Source organism: Williamsia serinedens (assembly GCF_024171725.1).
Lineage (GTDB): Bacteria > Actinomycetota > Actinomycetes > Mycobacteriales > Mycobacteriaceae > Williamsia_A > Williamsia_A serinedens.
On sequence record NZ_JAMTCG010000002.1, the window covers coordinates 1 to 17,379 of the forward strand.

Here is a 17,379-nt window from a genome sequence, read left to right on the forward strand (position 1 = left end):
AGCTTCCCAAGCTGAATACGCGGGTTCGATTCCCGTCATCGGCTCCACAACAGCCCGGCGCACGACGCCGCTCATCCGTTTGTCGGACACTCTCACAAAGCGCAGGTGACCCACGCCACGCATCTGTACGAAGTCCCCTATAGTTCCCGCGAGCAACGGACAACGACCGTGGGGGACACGACATCGTGGGTTTCGATCGATCAGTGATGCGACGGCTGCGCACAGTCGCCGTCGGGGTGGCGACAGCGACCGTGGTGGCGACGGCGACCGTCGGGACGGTGCACGCCGCACCGGCTCCGGCTGCACCGACGCCTGCCGCGTCGGCCGTGAACGAGTCCTTCTACACACCGCCGAGCCCGCTCCCGGCGGGCAAGCCGGGTGACATCATCCGCTCGCAGCCGCTGCCGACGGCCATCCAGATCCCGACGCCGACCGGTTCCATCCCGGCGAAGGCCACGCGGATCATGTACCTCTCGATCGACGCCAACGGCGCCCCGATCGCGGTGACCGGCTACTACCTGCAGCCCACCAAGAAGTGGACCGGCCCCGGGCCCCGGCCCGTCGTCGCCTACGCCGGCGGCCTGCACGGCCAGGGCGACCAGTGCGCGGCGTCGAAGCTGCTGCAGGAGGGCGTGACCCTCGACTTCCCCGGCGGGCCGATGGCCGAGATCGAGCAGATCGTCACGCTGAACCTCGTCAACCAGGGCTACGGCGTCGTGTCGAGTGACTACATGGGTGGTGGCACGCCGGGCACCCACACCTTCGGCATCCGCGTCGACCAGGGTCACGCCATCATCGACGCCGCCCGCGCGGCGCTGAAGCTCCCCGAGGTGTCGCCGGACGCCAAGGTCGCGATCACCGGCTACTCGCAGGGTGGTGGCGCCGCCGCGGCCGCCGCCGAACTCGTCGGCACCTACGCGCCGGAACTGCCGGTCGTCGGCGTCTACGCCGGCGGTGTCCCCGCCGACCTGCTGCGCGAGATGAACTACCTCGACGGCAACCGTCTCGGCGGCGTCATCGGGTACGCCCTGAACGGTGCGACCTACCGATTCCCCGAGTTCAAGGCGCGCATCGCGAACGTCCTGAACCCCTACGGCAAGCAGACCATGGCGCAGTTGTCGGGCGAGTGCATCGTCCTGACGTCGGCCCGCGGCAAGCCGAGCACCCGCGACTGGACGGTGTCGCACAAGTCGTTCGGCGAGCTCGTCGTCGCCGACCCGGTGCTGAGCAAGTACGTCCACGACCAGGATCTGGGCAACATCAAGCCCACCGTCCCGGTGCTGCTGACCTCGAACCCGGACGACCCGACGGTGCCCGTCTTCCAGGGTCGCGAGCTGTACTCGAAGTGGTGCGAGAAGGGGCCGGCCTCCCTGCAGTACGCGGAGATCCCGTTCCCCATCCGACCGATCAGCTCGTCGACGTTCGGTCACGTCGCCGGCGGCATCAGCGGGTTCCAGCGGGCGTTCGACTGGCTCGCCGACCGCTTCGCCGGCAAGCCCCCGGTGCAGGGGTGCTCGTTCTCCTGAGCCGACACCGCATCTGACCCACTGCCCCGGCGCGACCTCCGCGTCGGGGCAGTGGTCTGTCGGAGGGAGAACACCCCGCCCGCACGATCACCGAGGCGGCGAGAACGCGTGCGAACCCGGACGGACGACTACCGGCGCGCCTTCCAGCTGTAGCGCACCTGGGGGCGACCGGTGCGGCCGTATTCGGTTGTCCGGGTGAGTAACCCGTCGTCGGCGAGGCGTTCGAGGTAGCGCCAGGCGGTGACACGCGAGATCCCGGCGGCGGTCGCCGCCTCCCCCGCTGTCAGGCCCTCGTCGCTGTCCTGCACGCGCCGGCCGATCTGTTCCGCGGTCGCGGCGGCGGTTCCCGTCGGCGCGGCGGCGCGCTCGTCGGCGCCACGGAGAACGGCCATGGCGCGGTCGACCTCGGCCTGGCCGACGGCGTCGGTCCCGGCGGGCAGCGCGGCCCGGTACTCGCGGTAGCGCTCGAGCTTGTCCCGGAACGCCGCGAAGGTGAACGGCTTCAACAGGTACAGCAGCACACCGTGGGCGACGGCGGACCGCACCACCGACAGGTCGCGTTCAGAGGTGATGGCGATGACGTCGGGCTCTGGTCGCTGTCCCGACAACGCCGACGCGAGCTCGATCCCGCTGGCGTCGGGCAGACCGATGTCGAGGAGGACGACGTCGACCGGGGCGTCGTCGGCCGCGCACCGGGCGACCGCCCGCAGTGCGGCCTGCGCGGTCCCGGCGGTGCCGACCACGACGAAACCGTCCAGCCGTTCGACGTAGGCCTCGTGGGTCTGCGCGATCAGCGGCTCGTCCTCGACGATGAGGACACGGATCGGATCGCTCACGCGCGCACCGCCTCCCTGCCCGATCGCGTCGGACGATCCGACCTCGACGGCACCACGACGGTCACCACCGAACCGTAGGTCACCTCGGCGGTGATGGTGCCGCCGTGACGGTCGACGATCTGCGAGATGAGCGCCAGCCCCAGCCCCCGACCGCCCGCCGGCGACCCGTCGGCGACCGGCTTCGTCGAGTAGCCCCGTGTCCGGGCACGGGCGAACTCGTCGGCGTCCATCCCCGGACCGCTGTCGGCGACACGGATCATCAGGCCGCCCTGCTCCTCACGCACCGTCACCTCCACCCACGGGTCGTCCCGATCGCAGGCGTCGATGGCGTTGTCGATGAGATTGCCGGCGACGGTGACCATCTCGTGGCCGGAGAGCGGCGCCTGCTCGGCGTCGTCGAGGCGGCTGTCCTCGGTCACCGTCAACGCGACACCCCGCTCGTCGGCCTGGGCGGCCTTGCCCAGCAGCAGCGCGACCAGCGCGGGTTCGGCGACCGCCGCGGTCAGACGGTCGACGAGATGTTGCGAGAGTTCGAGTTCGGTCGTCGCGAACCGCACCGCCTCCTCCGCCCGGCCGATCTCGATGAGTCCGATGACCGTGTGGAGGCGGTTGGCCGACTCGTGTGCGGCGGCTCGCAGCGACTCGGCGAACACGCGCATCGAGTCGAGTTCGCCCAACGCGCCCTGCAATTCGGTCCGGTCACGCAGGGTGACGACCGCGCTGCGCTCACCGTCGCGATGCAGGACCCGCACCCGGTTGACGACGAGCACGCGGTCGCCGACGACGTGCACCTCGTCGCGGATCTCGCGGCGCTCGGTCACGAACGAGGGCAGGTCGGCGGGGACGTCGGCGCCGTCGCCCACCTGCAGCAGGCGGCGCGCCTCGTCGTTGAGCAGCACCGGCTCCCCCTTCTCGACCACGACCAGACCCTCACGGACGGCGTGCAAGACGGCGTCGTGGTGGTCGTACATGACGCGCAGGTCGTCGGGTGCGAGGCCGTGGGTCTGGCGCAGCAACCGCCGGCGGACGGCCCACGTCCCCGCCACCGACACGACCAGCAGCACCAGGACGACCAACCCGATCAACGGCAGCTGCTCCACCCAGCGATCGGCCAACGTGGACAACGTGATCCCGGCGGAGACGAGCCCCACGATCCGGCCACCGGAGTCCCTGACGGGCGCGACCGCACGGATCGAGGGCCCGAGCGTCCCGGTGTAGGTCTCGGTGAACACACGACCGTCGAGCGCGGGTGCGATGGTCCCCACGAACGGCTTCCCGATCAGCGTCGGGTTGGTGTGGGTGAACCGGGTCCGGTCGGGCGCCATGACGGTGATGAAGGCCATGCCCGTCTCGGCGCGGACCTGCTCGGTGAGCGGTTGCAGGCGCGCGGTCGCCGCACCCGACGTGATCGCCTGGGCCGTCGAGGGCGCGTCGGCCAGGGACACCGCGACCGCGACCACCTCGTCCCGGGCCGACCGCTGCTCGTCGCGACGCGCGTCCCATGCCGCGAGCGACCCGGCCGCGACCACCAGCACGACGATCGCCACGAACTGCAGGACGAACGCCTGACCTGCCAGCGAGCGCGGCACCAGACGTCTCACCCGCTTCTCCCTCCTGAACGAAATGAACACAACCGTGACCCGAGTCACAGTCTCCCGACATCATTCTTCACAACCGAAGTAGCAGGAGAACCGGAGGACACCATGACCGCCACCGACGACCGGCCGCCCACCACGCCGGAACCGCCGCAGCCGCCGACGGCCGAGAAGCCCAAGCGCGACCGCACCCACTGGCTCTACATCGGCGTCATCATCGCCGTCGTCGCCGGCGTGGCCGTCGGCATCCTCGCCCCGGGCGTGGGCAAGGACCTGGGCGTGCTGGGCACGATGTTCGTCAGCCTGATCAAGATGATGATCGCGCCGGTCATCTTCTGCACGATCGTGCTGGGCATCGGCTCGGTCCGGAAGGCCGCGACCGTCGGCAAGGTCGGCGGCATGGCCTTCGTCTACTTCCTCGCCATGTCGACGTTCGCGCTCGCGATCGGTCTGGTCGTCGGCAACCTCATCCAGCCGGGCACCGGCCTGAACATCTCCGGCGCCGCAGGTCAGGGCGAGAAGCTGGCCAGCAAGGCCCACGAGGCCGGCGGCACCATGGACTTCATCCAGGGCATCATCCCCGACACGCTGCTGTCGTCCCTCACCGCGGGCAGCGTCCTGCAGGCCCTGTTCGTCGCACTGCTCGTCGGCTTCGCCCTCCAGGCGATGGGGTCGACGGGTGAGCCCATCCTGCGGGGCATCGGGCACGTCCAGAAGCTGGTCTTCCGTGTCCTGTCGATGATCCTGTGGATCGCCCCGATCGGCGCGTTCGGTGCCATCGCGAACGTCGTCGGTCAAACCGGCTGGAGCGCGGTGACCCACCTGCTCGCCCTGATGCTCGCGTTCTACCTGACCTGCGCGATCTTCGTGTTCGGTGTGCTGGGCGCCATGCTGCGGCTCACGGTCGGCGCGTCGATCTTCAAGCTCGTCCGCTACCTGGCCCGCGAGTACCTGCTGATCGTCGCGACGTCCTCGTCGGAGTCGGCCCTCCCCCGCCTCATCGCGAAGATGGAGCACGTGGGCGTCCAGCGCTCGACGGTCGGCGTCGTCGTCCCGACGGGCTACTCGTTCAACCTCGACGGCACCGCGATCTACCTGACCATGGCGTCGCTGTTCGTCGCCGAGGCGCTCGGTGACCCGCTGAGCATCGGCGAGCAGATCGGTCTGCTGGTCTTCATGATCGTGGCGTCGAAGGGCGCGGCCGGCGTGAGCGGCGCGGGCCTGGCGACCCTGGCCGGCGGCCTGCAGGCCCACCGCCCGGAGCTGCTCGACGGCGTCGGCCTCATCGTCGGCATCGACCGGTTCATGTCGGAGGCCCGTGCGGTCACCAACTTCTCGGGCAACGCCGTCGCCACGCTGCTGGTCGGCTCCTGGACCCACACCATCGACAAGGCGAAGATGCACAACGTCCTCGCCGGGAACGACCCCTTCGACGAACTGACGATGGTGGAGGACACCCACGAGCCGGCGGTGTCGGTCACGAAGTAGACCGCACCGTCACACGACGACGGCCGGTGTCGCGACCCTCGAGGTCACGGCACCGGCCGTTCTCCACTGTTCCTCGGACGACGAGACGGCCGGTGCTGCGACCCCCGAAGTCGCGGCACCGGCCGTTCCCCGTCTCCCCTCAGTGCGCCGCGGTCGTCGCCGGTGTCTGCTGGGTCGTCGGCGCCGACGAGGTGCTCGACGGTGCGGCGGTCGACGGGGTCGTGGAGGTGGCGACCGACGTCGTCGTCGCGACCGCGGTCGTCGACGAGGTCGCCGGGGCCGTGGTGGTCGTCGGTGCCGACGACGTCGTGGTCGGCGCCGAGGTCGTCGACGTCGCCGGCGGGGCCGAGGTCGTCGTCGGCGTCGCGGCGGACGTCGTCGCGGTCGACGTGGTGGTGGCCGGGGCCGACGTCGTCGTGGACGGGGCGACCAGCGCTGCCGCCACCGGCTCACCGGTGGTCGTCGGGGCGGAGCTGCTGGACGACGTGGTGGTCGGGGCCGACGACGAGGTCGTGGTCGTCGTCGCGGCCGCCGCCAGAGTCTGCGCGGTGGTCGCCTGCGGGGCCGGGGCGAACGCCGCGGCGATCGCGTCGGCGATCGACTTCAGCCAGGCCTGAATGGCCGCCTGTACCGCCTGGGCCCAGGCGTCCAACGGGTTCGTCGGCGGGGTGGGGGGCGGCGTCGGGGACCCACCGGTCTGCGGGTGCGCGGCGATGAAGTCCTTCACCACCTGGGCGGCGGCCTTCGCCACCCACGAGTCGGTGAACAGACCGAACGTGGCCTCCGGGTCCCAGGTGTTCGAGCTGTCCCGGTCGACCAGCGTGTAGAGGAACGTCGGACCGGCGTAGGACAGGTTGCTCCACGTCGTGAGGAAGTCGTTGATCATGGAGGCCTGGTTGCCGACGTTGGGGACGCCGGTCGGGACGCCGTACTCCGAGCTCCAGATCTTCTTGGTCCCGTCACCGTTGGCCTGCATCAGCTGGTAGATGCGGTTCGCCTGGTCGAGCGGCGAGTTCGGGACGAGCGCACCCGAGGAGAACGGCAGCGTCCACTGGTACGGGTGGAACGACAGGGCGTCGAAGTAGCCCTTCGCACCGGCGGCGTACATCTGCTGGACGAAGTCGACGGGGTTGAGCGTCCACGATCCCCAGCTCACGGTGGCGCCGACGACGGCCCCGATCACCTGCGCCTGGGGGTCGGCACTCTTGATCGCGGTGTACGCCGACTTCAGCAGGGCGGTGTAGCCGGCCGGGTCCGGGCCCGGCTGGTACGCGAACGCCGCGTTCGGCTCGTTCCACACCTCGTAGGCGGAGACCTTCCCGGAGTACCGGGCGGCGAGTGCTCCGGCGAACGCACCGAAGTTCGCGGGGTCGTCCGGCGGGGCGTAGACGTTCGTGTAGGTGCCACGAGCCCAGGTGGGCGTCGTGTTGATGACACCGAGGACCCCGATCCCGCGCGCGGCGGCCGCGTTGACCATGTTGTCGATCGGCGTCCAGTCGAACTGGCCCTGCGCCGGCTCGACCGTCGCCCACGGGATCGCCAGGCGGATGTTCTTCACCCCGAGCGACTGCATCTCGTCGAGGCGCTTGGCGATCTCCGCGGGGTCCGTCGACTCGAAGTACATGTCGTTGTCGGAGATGCCCACCGTCGTCGACGAGTCGCTGATGGATGCGGTGTCCACGATCGCGATCGCCGCGCGGGAGTTCGGCAGCAGCGCGGCACCGGCGACCGCACAGAACATGAGAAGCGCGAACACCGCCGCGGCCAGAGCCGTCGGCGATGTGTGCGAGAGGGAAGGCACGAGACGTCGCATTGGTGGTACCCCGTTCTCCGAGCCCCCCTGGCGGAGTAATTAGAGCATGAGACCAGACTTTATGGGAGATAAAGTTTGGCAATTAACGGCCGGCTGACGAGGAAGTTTTCTCGCGCGTAACATCCGTCCCACCGGCGCGGACGTTCTCGAATTCCGTTACACGTGGCACGAATTCGCTCACGCCACCGCGAGATGACGGGACGGTGCGACGCGTTCACGCGTGCGGTCGTCGATGTGTCAGAGTATTTCGCCGAGCGAATTTTCTGGGTTAAATATCGCTCGAACGACCGAATGATCACCGTTGTCGCATCCCGCGACCGGACGCCGCGGGCGGTCGGGCCGCAGTGGCGAGGGCCACACGGCTCCGCCGTCTCCGCTACAGTTCGCCCCTGAAACGCAGAGGGGGGGTTCTCGTGTTCCGTCGTGTCTTCGATCGCGCCGCAGGGTCGCCGCGCCGCGGCCGCTCCGCGATCGCCCGGGTGGTCGTCGTGGGACTCGTCGCCGTGTCGACGCTGGGCACCTTCGCCGGGGTCGCCGCGGCACGGCCCGCGCCCGACCCGGCACCGACCGCGACGCTGCTGACGCGGACCGCGCTGGGCCCGCAGCACGACATCATCACCGTCCGCGACCCGGACACCCGCCAGACCGTCCGCCTCGAGGTCCTTCATCCCCGCGGTACCGCGCCCCGCCCGACCCTCTATCTGCTGGACGGCATCGACGCCGGCGTCTACACCGGTTTCCAGCGCAGCGGCTGGACCGTCCAGACCGGCATCGAGCGGTTCATGGCCGACAAGGACGTGACGGTCGTCCTGCCGATCGGTGGCACCGCCAGCTACTACACCGACTGGCGACGCCCGGATCCCGTTCTCGGGGTGGACAAGTGGGAGACCTTCCTGACCCGTGACCTCCCGCCCCTGATCGAGAGGGAGTACGCGGGCAACGGCCGGTCGGCGATCGGTGGGCTGTCGATGGGCGCGACGTCGGCGATGGTGCTCGCGGCCAAGCACCCCGACCTCTACCGCGGCGTCATGGCCCTCAGCGGGTGCTTCGACTTCGGGCCGCCGGCGTATCGGCAGGCCGTCGCCGGCACCGTCGCCACGCGCGGCGGGAACTTCGAGAACATGTGGGGACCGCTCGACGGCGGCGACTGGGCGGCGAACGATCCGACGCGTCGTCTGGCCGCACTGAAGGACACCGACATCTTCATCGCCAGCGGCAACGGCCTGCCCGACCCGCGTCTCGGGCTGCGGGGACTGGCGTCCCCCGTCGGCGGTTTCCTCGAGGGCGTCGTCCTGTCCTGCACACGGTCGTTCCAGGAGAAGGCCACCCGTGCGGGGATCAAGGCCACCTACGAGTACCGGCCGGGTCTGCACTCCTGGGGCTACTGGGCCGAGGACCTGCCGCGGGCGTGGCCGACCATAGCCCGGTCGCTCGACATCTCCTGAGCGGTCACCGCGGGGCGTACATGATGACGCCGACGCCGATCAGACAGATCAGCGCGCCGATCACGTCGAACCGGTCGGGACGGAACCCGTCGACGACCATGCCCCACATCAGCGAGCCGGCGACGAACACCCCGCCGTAGGCGGCGAGGATGCGACCGAACTGCGCGTCCGGCTGCAGCGTCGCGACCACGCCGTAGAGGCCGAGCGCCACCACGCCGGCCCCGATCCACAGCCACCCGCGGTGGTCGCGGATGCCCTGCCAGACCAGCCACGCGCCGCCGATCTCGAGGACTGCGGCGGCGACGAAGAGCGGGATCGACCGCGCGAGATCCACCGGTGGGTCAGACGCGACGCGGGATGGTGATCAGGTTGATCACGCTCACGACGATGAGCAGGATCGCGCCGACCACGAGGAAGGTGCTGATCGCGAGACCGGGGAGCGCGATCACGACGACACCCGCGAGGATCGAGACGACAGCCGACGCGATCATCAGCCAGTGCGGGACGCCGTGGGTGTCGACACGACGGGAGACCAGGTCGTGCACGCCCTGCACGATCCAGCTGACGCCGATCACGATCGCCAGCAGCACCAGGGACTCCGCGGGATCGGCCAGACACAGCACACCCGCGACGAGGATGACGAGCCCGAGGACCCCGAACACCGCACGCACCCCCGCCGACAGACCGGGCGCGAGAAACGCCACCGAGAGCCGGTACGCGCCCGTCACGACGAGCGAGATGCCGAACAGGACGGCCACGACGAGCAGGGTCGGGCCCGGCCAGACGAGCGCGATGAGCCCGACGACGACACCGAGGACGGCGGTGGCGACGAGCAGGCCGCGCAGTCGCGCACGGGCGGCGGCGAGGCGCTCGGAACGATCGGAACCGGTGGTGGTCATGCCGGTCAGGCTAGGCCGACCCGCACTCCCGGGCCAGCAGGTCGAGGTTCGCGGTCATCGCCGCGCGCCACGCGTCGAGCCGCCTCGCGATGATCCGACCCTCCAGGTCGGGGTGGCCGGCGATCGCCGCGCTGATGCCCGACGGCCCGGGGCCCATCCGCGCGAACTGGCGGACGACGCAGCCGCTGCGGGCCGGATCGACCTCGAACCCCCACCAGGACATCGGATCAGCGCTCGGAGCCGGGCTCGTCGGCGACGGGTCCGGTTCGTCCCACATGCCGAAGACCGCCCACACCCAGCGCCGTCCGGGCTCGAGGTCGACGACCTCGCAGCTCGTCGTCCACTCGCCGAGATCGTCGCTGCTGTTGTGGCCGCGGAACCGGGCGCCCGGCACGACGGCGTCGTGTCCGACGTCCCAGGACGCCGACTGCAGCTCGCCCGCCGCCCGCGTCGGCAGCGTGATGTCGGTGACGAGGTCCCACGCACGGTCGGCCTCGAGGGCCAGTCGGGCGCTGACCTCGACGGTCGGCTGGTCGCGGAGACGCACTACTCGTCGTCGGCAGGGGCGCCGACGTTCATCTCGTCGGGGTGTGCGCCCACGCGGCGGTTGTTCGACAGGCGCGCGATGTCGAGCATGTCGGTGTCGTCGAGCGAGAAGTCGAAGACGTCGATGTTCTGCGAGATCCGTTCCGGTGTCACCGATTTCGGGATCACGACCAGCCCGCCCTGCAGGTGCCAGCGGATGATGACCTGCGCGATCGACTTGCCATGCTTCTCGGCGATGTCACCCAGCGTCGCGTCCTTCAGCAGGGTGTTGTCCTTCGACGCCTTGCCCCATCCGGAGTTCGGGGTGCCACCGAGCGGGCTCCACGACTCGACCGCGATCCCGCCGTCGTGGGCGAAGGCGCGCAGGTCGTTCTGCGGCAGGTTCGGGTGGCACTCGACCTGATCGACGGCCGGGACGATCTCGCCGTGCCCGATGATCACCTGGAGGTGGTGGGGCTCGAAGTTGCAGACGCCGATCGCCTTGGCCTTGCCGGACTCGGCGATCTCCTGCATCGCCTCCCATGTCCGCTTCATCCGGTCGCTGTCGAGCAGCGGCCAGTGGACGAGGTAGAGATCGACCTGGTCGAGGCCGAGCTTCGACAGGCTCGTGTCGCACGCGGCGAGCACGGCGTCGCGCCCACGCTGGTCGGCGTTCCACAGCTTGGTGGTGACGAAGATGTCGTCGCGGTCGACCGACGCCGCCGCGATGGCACGACCGACGGCCTCCTCGTTGCCGTAGGCGGCGGCCGTGTCGATGTGCGTGTAGCCGGCCTCGTCGAGTGCGTGGGTGACGGCGCGCTCGGTCTCGTCGTCGTCGGCCTGCCACACCCCCAGCCCGAGTTGGGGGATGGACGTCCCCGAGTTGAGGTCGATCCGTGGCAGGTCGGATGTCATGGGACCAGGCTAATCGGTCAGGGACGGGGGTACGTTGGGGAAATGGCAATCTCGAAGGGCGACACCGTCAGTTGGAACACCTCGCAGGGGAAGACCGAGGGCACGGCGAAGGAGAAGCGCACGAAGGAGTTCGAGTTCGAGGGCCAGAAGTTCAAGGCCTCCGACGACGAGCCCTACTGGATCGTCGAGTCGGACAAGACCGGGTCGAAGGCGGCCCACAAGGAATCCACGCTCGAGAAGAAGTGACGCCGGCGGCCATGCCTGATCCGGAAAGGTCCCGTCGCGCGCTCGGTGATATCGCGACCGCCAAGTACGTCGAGCTGACGACCTACACGAGAGACGGTCGGCCCAAGCCGGTCCCGATCTGGGCGGCCTTCGTCGACTCCGGCCCGGAGGCCGGCGAGCTGGTCATGTGGACCCAGGCGTCGTCGTGGAAGGTCAAGCGCATCCGCAACACCTCCCGCGTCTCGCTCGCCACGTGCGATCGCGTCGGCAAGAACGTCGGTGAGCACGTCGAGGGCACGGCACGCGTGCTCGACGACGCGGGCACGGCACGTGTGCGCCAGGCGATCAACGCCAAGTACGGCCTCGTGGGCCGCTTCGCGACGACGGCCAGCTCGCTGTTCAAGGGCAAGTCCTCCACCATCGGCATCGCCGCCGCGCCGAACATCTGACACCCCGCGTCGTGCGCGCGTTCCCGCGCCGTGCCCGACGCGGATCTACCAGAACGGCGCGGAAACGCCTCACCCGGCGTCAATCGGCGCGGGAATGGCGGCCGCCGGGACGCGCACCGGGGCTTCGGCCGGGAGCGGAGCGGGCGGGGGCGCGGTGGTTGTCGGGCACCTCGTGCTTGTGGACGAGGGCGACCGCGATCGCCGTCGTGAGCGGGACCGAGAGCGCGATCGCGATCCCTCCGACGAACGACCGGGCCAGCTCGACGGCGACGGTGTCCGTCGTCGCGAGCGACGAGAACGACTGTCCCGCAACGGAGAACAGCAACAGCAGCGGGAGCGCGCTGCCGGCGTAGGCGAACACCAGGGTGTAGACGGTGCTGGCGATGTGGTCCCGACCGACGCGCATCGCCGCGGCGAACGTGGCGCGCCTGCTCCGACCGCCCGCGGCGAGTTCGAAGACGGCCGACGCCTGCGTGATCGTCACGTCGTTGAGGACGCCGAGAGCGCCGATGATGAAGCCCGCCAACAGGATCCCGTTGGTGGAGATGCCGTTCTGGTAGACCTGCAGGTTCGTCGTCTGCTCCGCTGAGAGCCCGGTGATGTTCATCGTGAGGACCGACAGATAGGACAGCACCGCCGCCACCGCCAGCGACGACAGCGTGCCCAACAGAGCGGCGCTGGTGCGCAGGCTGACCCCGTGGGCGAGGTAGATGACGATCAGGAGGATCGCCGCCGACGACACGATCGCCACGGCGACCGGCGACTTCCCGTCGAGGATCGCGGGCAGCGTGAACCCGAGCAGCACCCCGAAGGCGATCACCAAGCCGAGGACCGACCGCAGTCCCCGCCACGCCGCGACGAGGGCGATCGCCAGGACGAACACGATCGCCCAGATGATCGTCGACGTGCCGCGGCTGTAGTCGTAGAAGGAGTAGGCAGACGTCCCCTGGCCGCTCGGTGACAGCACCAACCGGATGTGGTCGCCGACCTTCAGGTCGGGCTGCCCGGGCTGTGGTTTGTCGAGCTGGTCCGCGGGCGGCCGGGACCGCGTCACCCCGGGCTGCTCGCCGGACTGCGCGCGGTTGGTCGGCACCTCGATGAGCGTGTTCGCGTCGGCGTCCTTGCCGGAGGTGATCCTCACCGTGCTCTCGATGCACGGCCCGTCGGCCTCCGCCGTGACGGGGGCGTCGCCGCCGAACACCGTCCCGGCCGCGCGGTTGAGGCACTCCGAGCGCGCCTGGGCGATGACCGTGCCGGTCTGGGTGACCAACTTGCCGTCGGGTGCGGCCGTCTGGAACTGCAGCGGGACCGAGTGCGGGCGCTCCCCCGGCCACAGGACCACCGCCCCGACCGCCACCGCGATCGCGCACACGACCAGCACGCCGACGACGATCCGGGCGGCCATCGGTCGCAGGTGCACGGCGATCGCCGACGGGCTGTGGCTGTGCCCGCGCTCCGGGCCCGAGGGGTGCACGCCGCAACTGTAGGGGGTCACCCCGCGCGGGGGCCCGACGCGACGTCCGGCCCGCACCGGAGAACACGGCGATTCCGCAGGTGGGACGGGCCTGCATGCGCGATCATGAGGCGATGATCGACGAGCTGCAGCACGAGGCCGACGCCTTGTTGGCCGCCGGCGACTACGCGCACGCACTGCCCGAGTTCTGCGTCCTGCGCGAGATCCGTGCCCGCCAGGACGGCCCGTACTCGCGCAAGTACCTCGCGAACCTCGACGACGCGGTGCGCTGCATGTGCCACCTGCAGCGGTGGTCGGACACGGAACCCCTCGCGAAGGAGCTCTACGGCAAGTACGTGCGCACCGACGGCCCCGGCGGACCGAAGACCGTCGACGCGGCGAAGCGGTACGCGTGGGCGCTGGTGCAGCTCGACAAGACCGACCCGGCGATCACCGTCTACCTCGCCGTCGCCGACGCCCTGTGGGGCCGCGGCGACGAGGACCAGGCTCTGGCGATGCTCGGGGCCGCCGTCGCCCGTCGTCAGGACCTCTGCCTCGACACCCTCCGCAACGCCGTCGACCTCACCCGGGCGGCGCAGCGCGTGCACCTGCCCGTCCCGGTCGGCTGCCTGACCATCGACGGGTATCGGGCGCCCGCCTGACCGGTCTCAGCGACCCGGCCCGGGATCCCCACGACGGATCGCCGTCTGCACCATCCCCGCCGAGTAGGTGGTCTCGAAACCGAGCGACTCGTAGAGCCGCCGGCCCGGCGGGTCGGCCATGAGGGTGATGTAGGGGTTCGGCGGTGCGGCGTCGACGATGACGGCGAGCAGGCGTTCGACGACGGCGCGACCCAGCCCGCGCTGCTGATGGGCGGGGTCGGTCGCGATGTCGGTGATGTGGAAGTACCAGCCGCCGTCGCCCAGGATCCGGCCCATCGCGACGACGGCGCCGTCCTCGGCGACGACGTGGCAGCCGCCCCACGCGTTCGCGACCGCCGGCGCTCCCTGTTCCTCGCTGACGGGGGTCAGGCCCGACACCTCGCGGAGGCGGCGGTAGTCGCCGAGGGGTGGGACGCGGTCGACGAGCCGGTAGCGGGAGTCCATGGCCGCAGGCTAGCGACCCTCGCGGACGTCCGCCCGACCCGTGGTGAGCACGATCACCCGTGTTGGATGGAGCCGTGCGTGCTGACCGAACCGACGCCCCCGACCGCCGCGCGTGGTGGGGTGTGGCCGCCGCGATGGCCGCCATCGCCTGGGGTGGCAACGAGTTCACGCCGCTGCTCGTGATGTACGAGTCGGTGCACGGACTGCCCGGCACCGTCGTCGACGCGCTCCTCTTCGCCTACGTGCTCGGCATCGTGCCGGCGCTGCTGATCGGTGGTCCGCTCTCCGACCGCTTCGGGCGCGTGCGCCTGATGCGACCCGCGCCGCTCGTCGCCGCGCTCGGGTCGGTGATCCTGGCCGTCGGCGCCGACCACGTGTGGCTGCTCGTCGTCGGCCGTGTGCTCAGCGGTGTCGGTCTGGGCCTGGCGATGGCGGTCGGCAGCAGCTGGGTGAAGGAGCTGTCGGGGGCGCCGTGGACCCCGGACGCGTCCCCGACCCTCGGCGCGCGACGTGCCGCGATGAGCCTGACCTTCGGACTCGGCGTCGGTGCCGCCGTCGCGGGGGTGCTCGCCCAGTGGGCGCCGCTGCAGGACTCCCTCGCCTACCTGGTGAACGTCGTGCTCTGTCTGGCCGCCGCGGTGTGGGTGTGGTCGGCGCCGGAGACGATCGAGCCGGGTCGAGCGCCGCGTCGAATCGTCGACGACCTGAGGATCCGCGCCGTCGCGCACCGACGGTTCCTCCGCGTGGTGGTCCCCGTGGCGCCCTGGGTCTTCGGCTCCGCGGCCGCCGCCTACGCGGTCCTGCCGACCCTGATGTCCGACCGCGTCGCCGACGTGCGGATCGCCTACGCCGCCGCGGTCACCCTCGTCACCCTGGCCTCCGGGTTCGCGGTGCAGTCGGTGGCACGTCGCATCGACGTGCCCGACCGTGCGCGAGGCTCGGCGGTGGCCACGGTCCTGCTGATGGCCGGGATGGCCGTCGGGGGCGTCGCCGCCCACGTGCTCGACCCGTGGCTGACGCTGGTGGCGGGCGCCGTCCTCGGCGCCGGGTACGGCATGGCGTTGGTCGCGGGCCTCGCGGAGGTCGGTCGCATCGCCGAGCCGTCGGAGCTCGCCGGACTGACCGCGGTCTTCTACTCGCTGACGTACCTGGGCTTCGGTGCCCCGGTGGTGCTCTCGATCATCCACGGGGCGGTGCCCGCGATCACGTATCCCATCCTGTTCGCCGCCGGCGTCGTGCTGGCGGTCGTGAGCCTCGTCGCGGTGCTGTCCGACTACCGTGACCCGGATGCGGTCGTCGACGACGCCCGCGGCGAGACCACCCCGAGCAGCAGGATCCCCCGATGACCGACGTCCACATGTTCACGCTCACCGACGACGGTTACGTCCCGGCGAAGTACGCGTTCGGGCGGTGGGGTCCGGACATGCTGAACGGGCCGGCGATCTGCGCCGCCGCCGCCCATGCGCTCGAGAAGGACCACGGCCACGCCGATTTCGTCCCCGTGCGCACGACGATCGACCTGTTCAAGGCGGCCCGGGGCGTCCCGTTGGTGCCGACGACCCGTCTCGTCCGCAGTGGGCGCCGGATCCACGTCGCCGAGGTCGACCTGCACCAGGATGACGCCCTGGTGGCACGCGCGACGATGGTCGCGCTGCACCGCTCGAGCCCTCCGCCCGGCGACGAGTGGCATTCGACGCATCCCTTCGACCCGCCGGCCCCCGACGAGCACCGCCGGTGGTTCGGCAGCGACGAGCACGGATGGACGACGACGATGTCCGAGCACCAGAACGGCAGCCGGAAACGTCTGTGGTCCACGGTGATCCCCGTCGTCGCCGGCGAGGAGCCGAGCCCGTACGTCCGGGTCGTGATGGCCGCGGAGAGCACGAGTCTGGTGACGAACTGGGGCTCGGAGGGCATCGGGTACATCAACTGCGATCTCACCGTGGCGATCTCGCGGCTGCCCGGGGGCGATCGCATCGGACTGCAGGCCGACACCCACATCACCGCCGACGGCCTGTCGGTCGGCACCGCCACCCTCTTCGACGCCGACGGTCCGATCGGGACCGGCATGGTCACCGCGGTCTCGAACGCGGCCGCGCAGATCGACTTCTCCCAGGGGGTCCCCCGCCGATGAGCACCGACGTGTCCCAGATCGACATCCGCGACGGGGTGCGTGTGGAGGTGCACCGCTCCGGCGACGGGCCCACGGTGCTGCTGAACGGTGGTCTCGGACAACCGGCCCCGGTCTGGGAGTACACCGGTGTCGTCTCCGCCCTGACCGCCGCCGGGTTCTCGACCGTCGCGCACAGCGCCCGCGGGGTCGCCCCGTCGTCGGCACCGCCCGGGCCCTACCGCGCCGCCGATCTCGCCGACGACGCCGCCGCACTGCTCGACGCGCTGGAGCTGGACGACGTGATCGTCGTCGCGTACTCGATGGGCTGCTACGTCACCCAGGAACTGATCCGTCGACACCCAGGGCGCGTCCGTGCGACGGCACTCGTCGCCGGCCTGCAGCCGTCACCGATCGGCGAGCTCGTCGGTCGCATGGAGATCGGGCTGCTGGACACCTACGGCACAATCCCGAGCGACGTGATGACCTTCGAACAGCTCGTCACCACGCTGCACCCCGCCCTGCTCCAGGACCCGGCGTCGGTGCGTGGGTGGTCGGAGATCTTCGCCTCGTCGGGTCAGGTCTGGACCGACGACACCGGCCTGCGCGGCAACCTGATGGCGTCGTATGAGTGGATCACCGCCGGTGAGCCGACGCCGGATCGCCTGGCAGCGATCGACGTCCCGACGCTGGCACTCGCGTTCGAGCACGACCTGTTCTTCCCGCCGGAGGGGTGCCGGGCGGCCGCGGAGCAGATCCCCGGCGCACGGTTCTCGGTCGTCGACGGCGTCGGCCACGGCGGGTTCTTCACCGGTCAGACCGACGTGGTCGCCCGCGTCGTCGACTTCTGTCGCGAGCAGGTCTGAGCGACCCGCTCAGCTCCGGTTCCGGGGTTCCCGCTCCGGTCATAGGGTTCCCGCTCCAGTTACTCGAGGACGCTCCGGATGTATCCGGAGCGTCCTCGAACAGGTGGAGCGCCTCGGCCGGGGGCACC

At 70.6% G+C, this 17,379-nt stretch carries 18 protein-coding genes; 9 read left to right on the forward strand and 9 right to left on the reverse strand.

The annotated features are described in order from the left end of the window. The first annotated feature begins 236 nt into the window (after nt 1-236). Complete coding sequence (locus LX12_RS03635; protein WP_253653185.1) at nt 237-1,526, forward strand: lipase family protein; 1,290 nt, start codon at nt 237-239, stop codon at nt 1,524-1,526. Between the two features lie 128 nt (nt 1,527-1,654). Here the strand turns inward: LX12_RS03635 and LX12_RS03640 are convergent, their stop codons facing one another. Together LX12_RS03640 and LX12_RS03645 are read right to left on the reverse strand one after the other, a co-directional pair. Then, nucleotides 1,655-2,362 carry a response regulator gene (locus LX12_RS03640; protein WP_253653186.1) on the reverse strand — a complete coding sequence of 236 codons (708 nt, stop codon included), beginning with the start codon at nt 2,360-2,362 and terminating at the stop codon, nt 1,655-1,657. Next, nucleotides 2,359-3,963, reverse strand: coding sequence for a sensor histidine kinase (locus tag LX12_RS03645; RefSeq protein ID WP_253653187.1), 1,605 nt, complete (start codon nt 3,961-3,963; stop codon nt 2,359-2,361). The genes LX12_RS03640 and LX12_RS03645 overlap by 4 nt, the downstream gene beginning before the upstream one ends. Nucleotides 3,964-4,065: 102 nt before the next feature. Between LX12_RS03645 and LX12_RS03650 the strand changes: the two genes are divergently transcribed. Continuing rightward, nucleotides 4,066-5,445 carry a cation:dicarboxylate symporter family transporter gene (locus LX12_RS03650; protein ID WP_253653188.1) on the forward strand — a complete coding sequence of 460 codons (1,380 nt, stop codon included), beginning with the start codon at nt 4,066-4,068 and terminating at the stop codon, nt 5,443-5,445. Between the two features lie 139 nt (nt 5,446-5,584). Here the strand turns inward: LX12_RS03650 and LX12_RS03655 are convergent, their stop codons facing one another. Beyond that, nucleotides 5,585-7,246, reverse strand: a complete 1,662-nt coding sequence (locus LX12_RS03655) for a beta-galactosidase (RefSeq protein WP_253653189.1) — start codon at nt 7,244-7,246, stop codon at nt 5,585-5,587. A 425-nt stretch (nt 7,247-7,671) separates the two neighbouring features. Between LX12_RS03655 and LX12_RS03660 the strand changes: the two genes are divergently transcribed. Beyond that, the gene (locus LX12_RS03660) at nt 7,672-8,703 is read left to right on the forward strand and encodes an alpha/beta hydrolase (protein WP_253653190.1); all 1,032 of its coding nucleotides are present in this window, start codon (nt 7,672-7,674) and stop codon (nt 8,701-8,703) included. A 4-nt stretch (nt 8,704-8,707) separates the two neighbouring features. Here LX12_RS03660 and LX12_RS03665 read toward each other — a convergent pair whose 3' ends face one another. The 4 genes from LX12_RS03665 to LX12_RS03680 are packed head-to-tail and all read right to left on the reverse strand — an operon-like array spanning nt 8,708 to nt 11,042. After that, nucleotides 8,708-9,037 (reverse strand): YnfA family protein, encoded by a 330-nt coding sequence (locus LX12_RS03665; RefSeq protein ID WP_253653191.1) that lies wholly within the window; start codon nt 9,035-9,037, stop codon nt 8,708-8,710. Nucleotides 9,038-9,044: 7 nt separating this feature from the next. After that, nucleotides 9,045-9,602: an HdeD family acid-resistance protein gene (locus LX12_RS03670; RefSeq protein ID WP_253653192.1), complete on the reverse strand. Its 558-nt coding sequence runs from the start codon at nt 9,600-9,602 to the stop codon at nt 9,045-9,047. Between the two features lie 10 nt (nt 9,603-9,612). After that, the gene (locus tag LX12_RS03675) at nt 9,613-10,149 is read right to left on the reverse strand and encodes an SRPBCC family protein (RefSeq protein ID WP_253653193.1); all 537 of its coding nucleotides are present in this window, start codon (nt 10,147-10,149) and stop codon (nt 9,613-9,615) included. Beyond that, a complete protein-coding gene (locus LX12_RS03680; protein ID WP_253653194.1) occupies nt 10,149-11,042 on the reverse strand; it encodes an aldo/keto reductase in 894 nt (297 codons plus the stop codon). The genes LX12_RS03675 and LX12_RS03680 overlap by 1 nt, the downstream gene beginning before the upstream one ends. A gap of 42 nt (nt 11,043-11,084) precedes the next feature. Here LX12_RS03680 and LX12_RS03685 point away from each other — a divergent pair, with 42 nt between their 5' ends. Both LX12_RS03685 and LX12_RS03690 read left to right on the forward strand, forming a co-directional pair. Then, nucleotides 11,085-11,288, forward strand: a complete 204-nt coding sequence (locus LX12_RS03685) for a hypervirulence associated TUDOR domain-containing protein (RefSeq protein WP_253653195.1) — start codon at nt 11,085-11,087, stop codon at nt 11,286-11,288. Nucleotides 11,289-11,299: 11 nt separating this feature from the next. Then, nucleotides 11,300-11,716, forward strand: coding sequence for a PPOX class F420-dependent oxidoreductase (locus LX12_RS03690; RefSeq protein ID WP_253653196.1), 417 nt, complete (start codon nt 11,300-11,302; stop codon nt 11,714-11,716). 79 nt (nt 11,717-11,795) lie between these two features. Here the strand turns inward: LX12_RS03690 and LX12_RS03695 are convergent, their stop codons facing one another. Then, nucleotides 11,796-13,121: a YibE/F family protein gene (locus tag LX12_RS03695; protein WP_253653845.1), complete on the reverse strand. Its 1,326-nt coding sequence runs from the start codon at nt 13,119-13,121 to the stop codon at nt 11,796-11,798. A gap of 182 nt (nt 13,122-13,303) precedes the next feature. On the opposite strand from LX12_RS03695, the gene LX12_RS03700 reads away from it, so the two are divergent. Continuing rightward, nucleotides 13,304-13,831, forward strand: coding sequence for a hypothetical protein (locus LX12_RS03700; RefSeq protein WP_253653197.1), 528 nt, complete (start codon nt 13,304-13,306; stop codon nt 13,829-13,831). A 6-nt stretch (nt 13,832-13,837) separates the two neighbouring features. On the opposite strand, the gene LX12_RS03705 is transcribed toward LX12_RS03700, so the two are convergent. Then, nucleotides 13,838-14,275 (reverse strand): GNAT family N-acetyltransferase, encoded by a 438-nt coding sequence (locus LX12_RS03705; protein ID WP_253653198.1) that lies wholly within the window; start codon nt 14,273-14,275, stop codon nt 13,838-13,840. Between the two features lie 74 nt (nt 14,276-14,349). On the opposite strand from LX12_RS03705, the gene LX12_RS03710 reads away from it, so the two are divergent. The 3 genes from LX12_RS03710 to LX12_RS03720 are packed head-to-tail and all read left to right on the forward strand — an operon-like array spanning nt 14,350 to nt 17,251. Beyond that, on the forward strand, nt 14,350-15,621 hold the full coding sequence (locus LX12_RS03710) for an MFS transporter (RefSeq protein WP_425581013.1): 1,272 nt from the start codon (nt 14,350-14,352) through the stop codon (nt 15,619-15,621). After that, nucleotides 15,618-16,409, forward strand: a complete 792-nt coding sequence (locus LX12_RS03715) for an acyl-CoA thioesterase domain-containing protein (RefSeq protein ID WP_253653199.1) — start codon at nt 15,618-15,620, stop codon at nt 16,407-16,409. Before LX12_RS03710 ends, LX12_RS03715 begins: the two co-directional genes overlap by 4 nt. Continuing rightward, nucleotides 16,406-17,251 carry an alpha/beta fold hydrolase gene (locus LX12_RS03720; RefSeq protein ID WP_253653200.1) on the forward strand — a complete coding sequence of 282 codons (846 nt, stop codon included), beginning with the start codon at nt 16,406-16,408 and terminating at the stop codon, nt 17,249-17,251. Before LX12_RS03715 ends, LX12_RS03720 begins: the two co-directional genes overlap by 4 nt. The last annotated feature ends 128 nt before the right edge of the window (nt 17,252-17,379 follow it).

Excerpts from the sequence above, each read along its gene's own strand:
- LX12_RS03690 (WP_253653196.1), top strand. The coding sequence starts at position 11,300 with ATGCCTGATCCGGAAAGGTCCCGTCGCGCGCTCGGTGATATCGCGACC.
- LX12_RS03670 (WP_253653192.1), bottom strand. The coding sequence starts at position 9,602 with ATGACCACCACCGGTTCCGATCGTTCCGAGCGCCTCGCCGCCGCCCGT.
- LX12_RS03705 (WP_253653198.1), bottom strand. The coding sequence starts at position 14,275 with ATGGACTCCCGCTACCGGCTCGTCGACCGCGTCCCACCCCTCGGCGAC.
- LX12_RS03695 (WP_253653845.1), bottom strand. The coding sequence starts at position 13,121 with ATGGCCGCCCGGATCGTCGTCGGCGTGCTGGTCGTGTGCGCGATCGCG.
- LX12_RS03680 (WP_253653194.1), bottom strand. The coding sequence starts at position 11,042 with ATGACATCCGACCTGCCACGGATCGACCTCAACTCGGGGACGTCCATC.
- LX12_RS03720 (WP_253653200.1), top strand. The coding sequence starts at position 16,406 with ATGAGCACCGACGTGTCCCAGATCGACATCCGCGACGGGGTGCGTGTG.
- LX12_RS03650 (WP_253653188.1), top strand. The coding sequence starts at position 4,066 with ATGACCGCCACCGACGACCGGCCGCCCACCACGCCGGAACCGCCGCAG.
- LX12_RS03715 (WP_253653199.1), top strand. The coding sequence starts at position 15,618 with ATGACCGACGTCCACATGTTCACGCTCACCGACGACGGTTACGTCCCG.
- LX12_RS03685 (WP_253653195.1), top strand. The coding sequence starts at position 11,085 with ATGGCAATCTCGAAGGGCGACACCGTCAGTTGGAACACCTCGCAGGGG.
- LX12_RS03700 (WP_253653197.1), top strand. The coding sequence starts at position 13,304 with ATGATCGACGAGCTGCAGCACGAGGCCGACGCCTTGTTGGCCGCCGGC.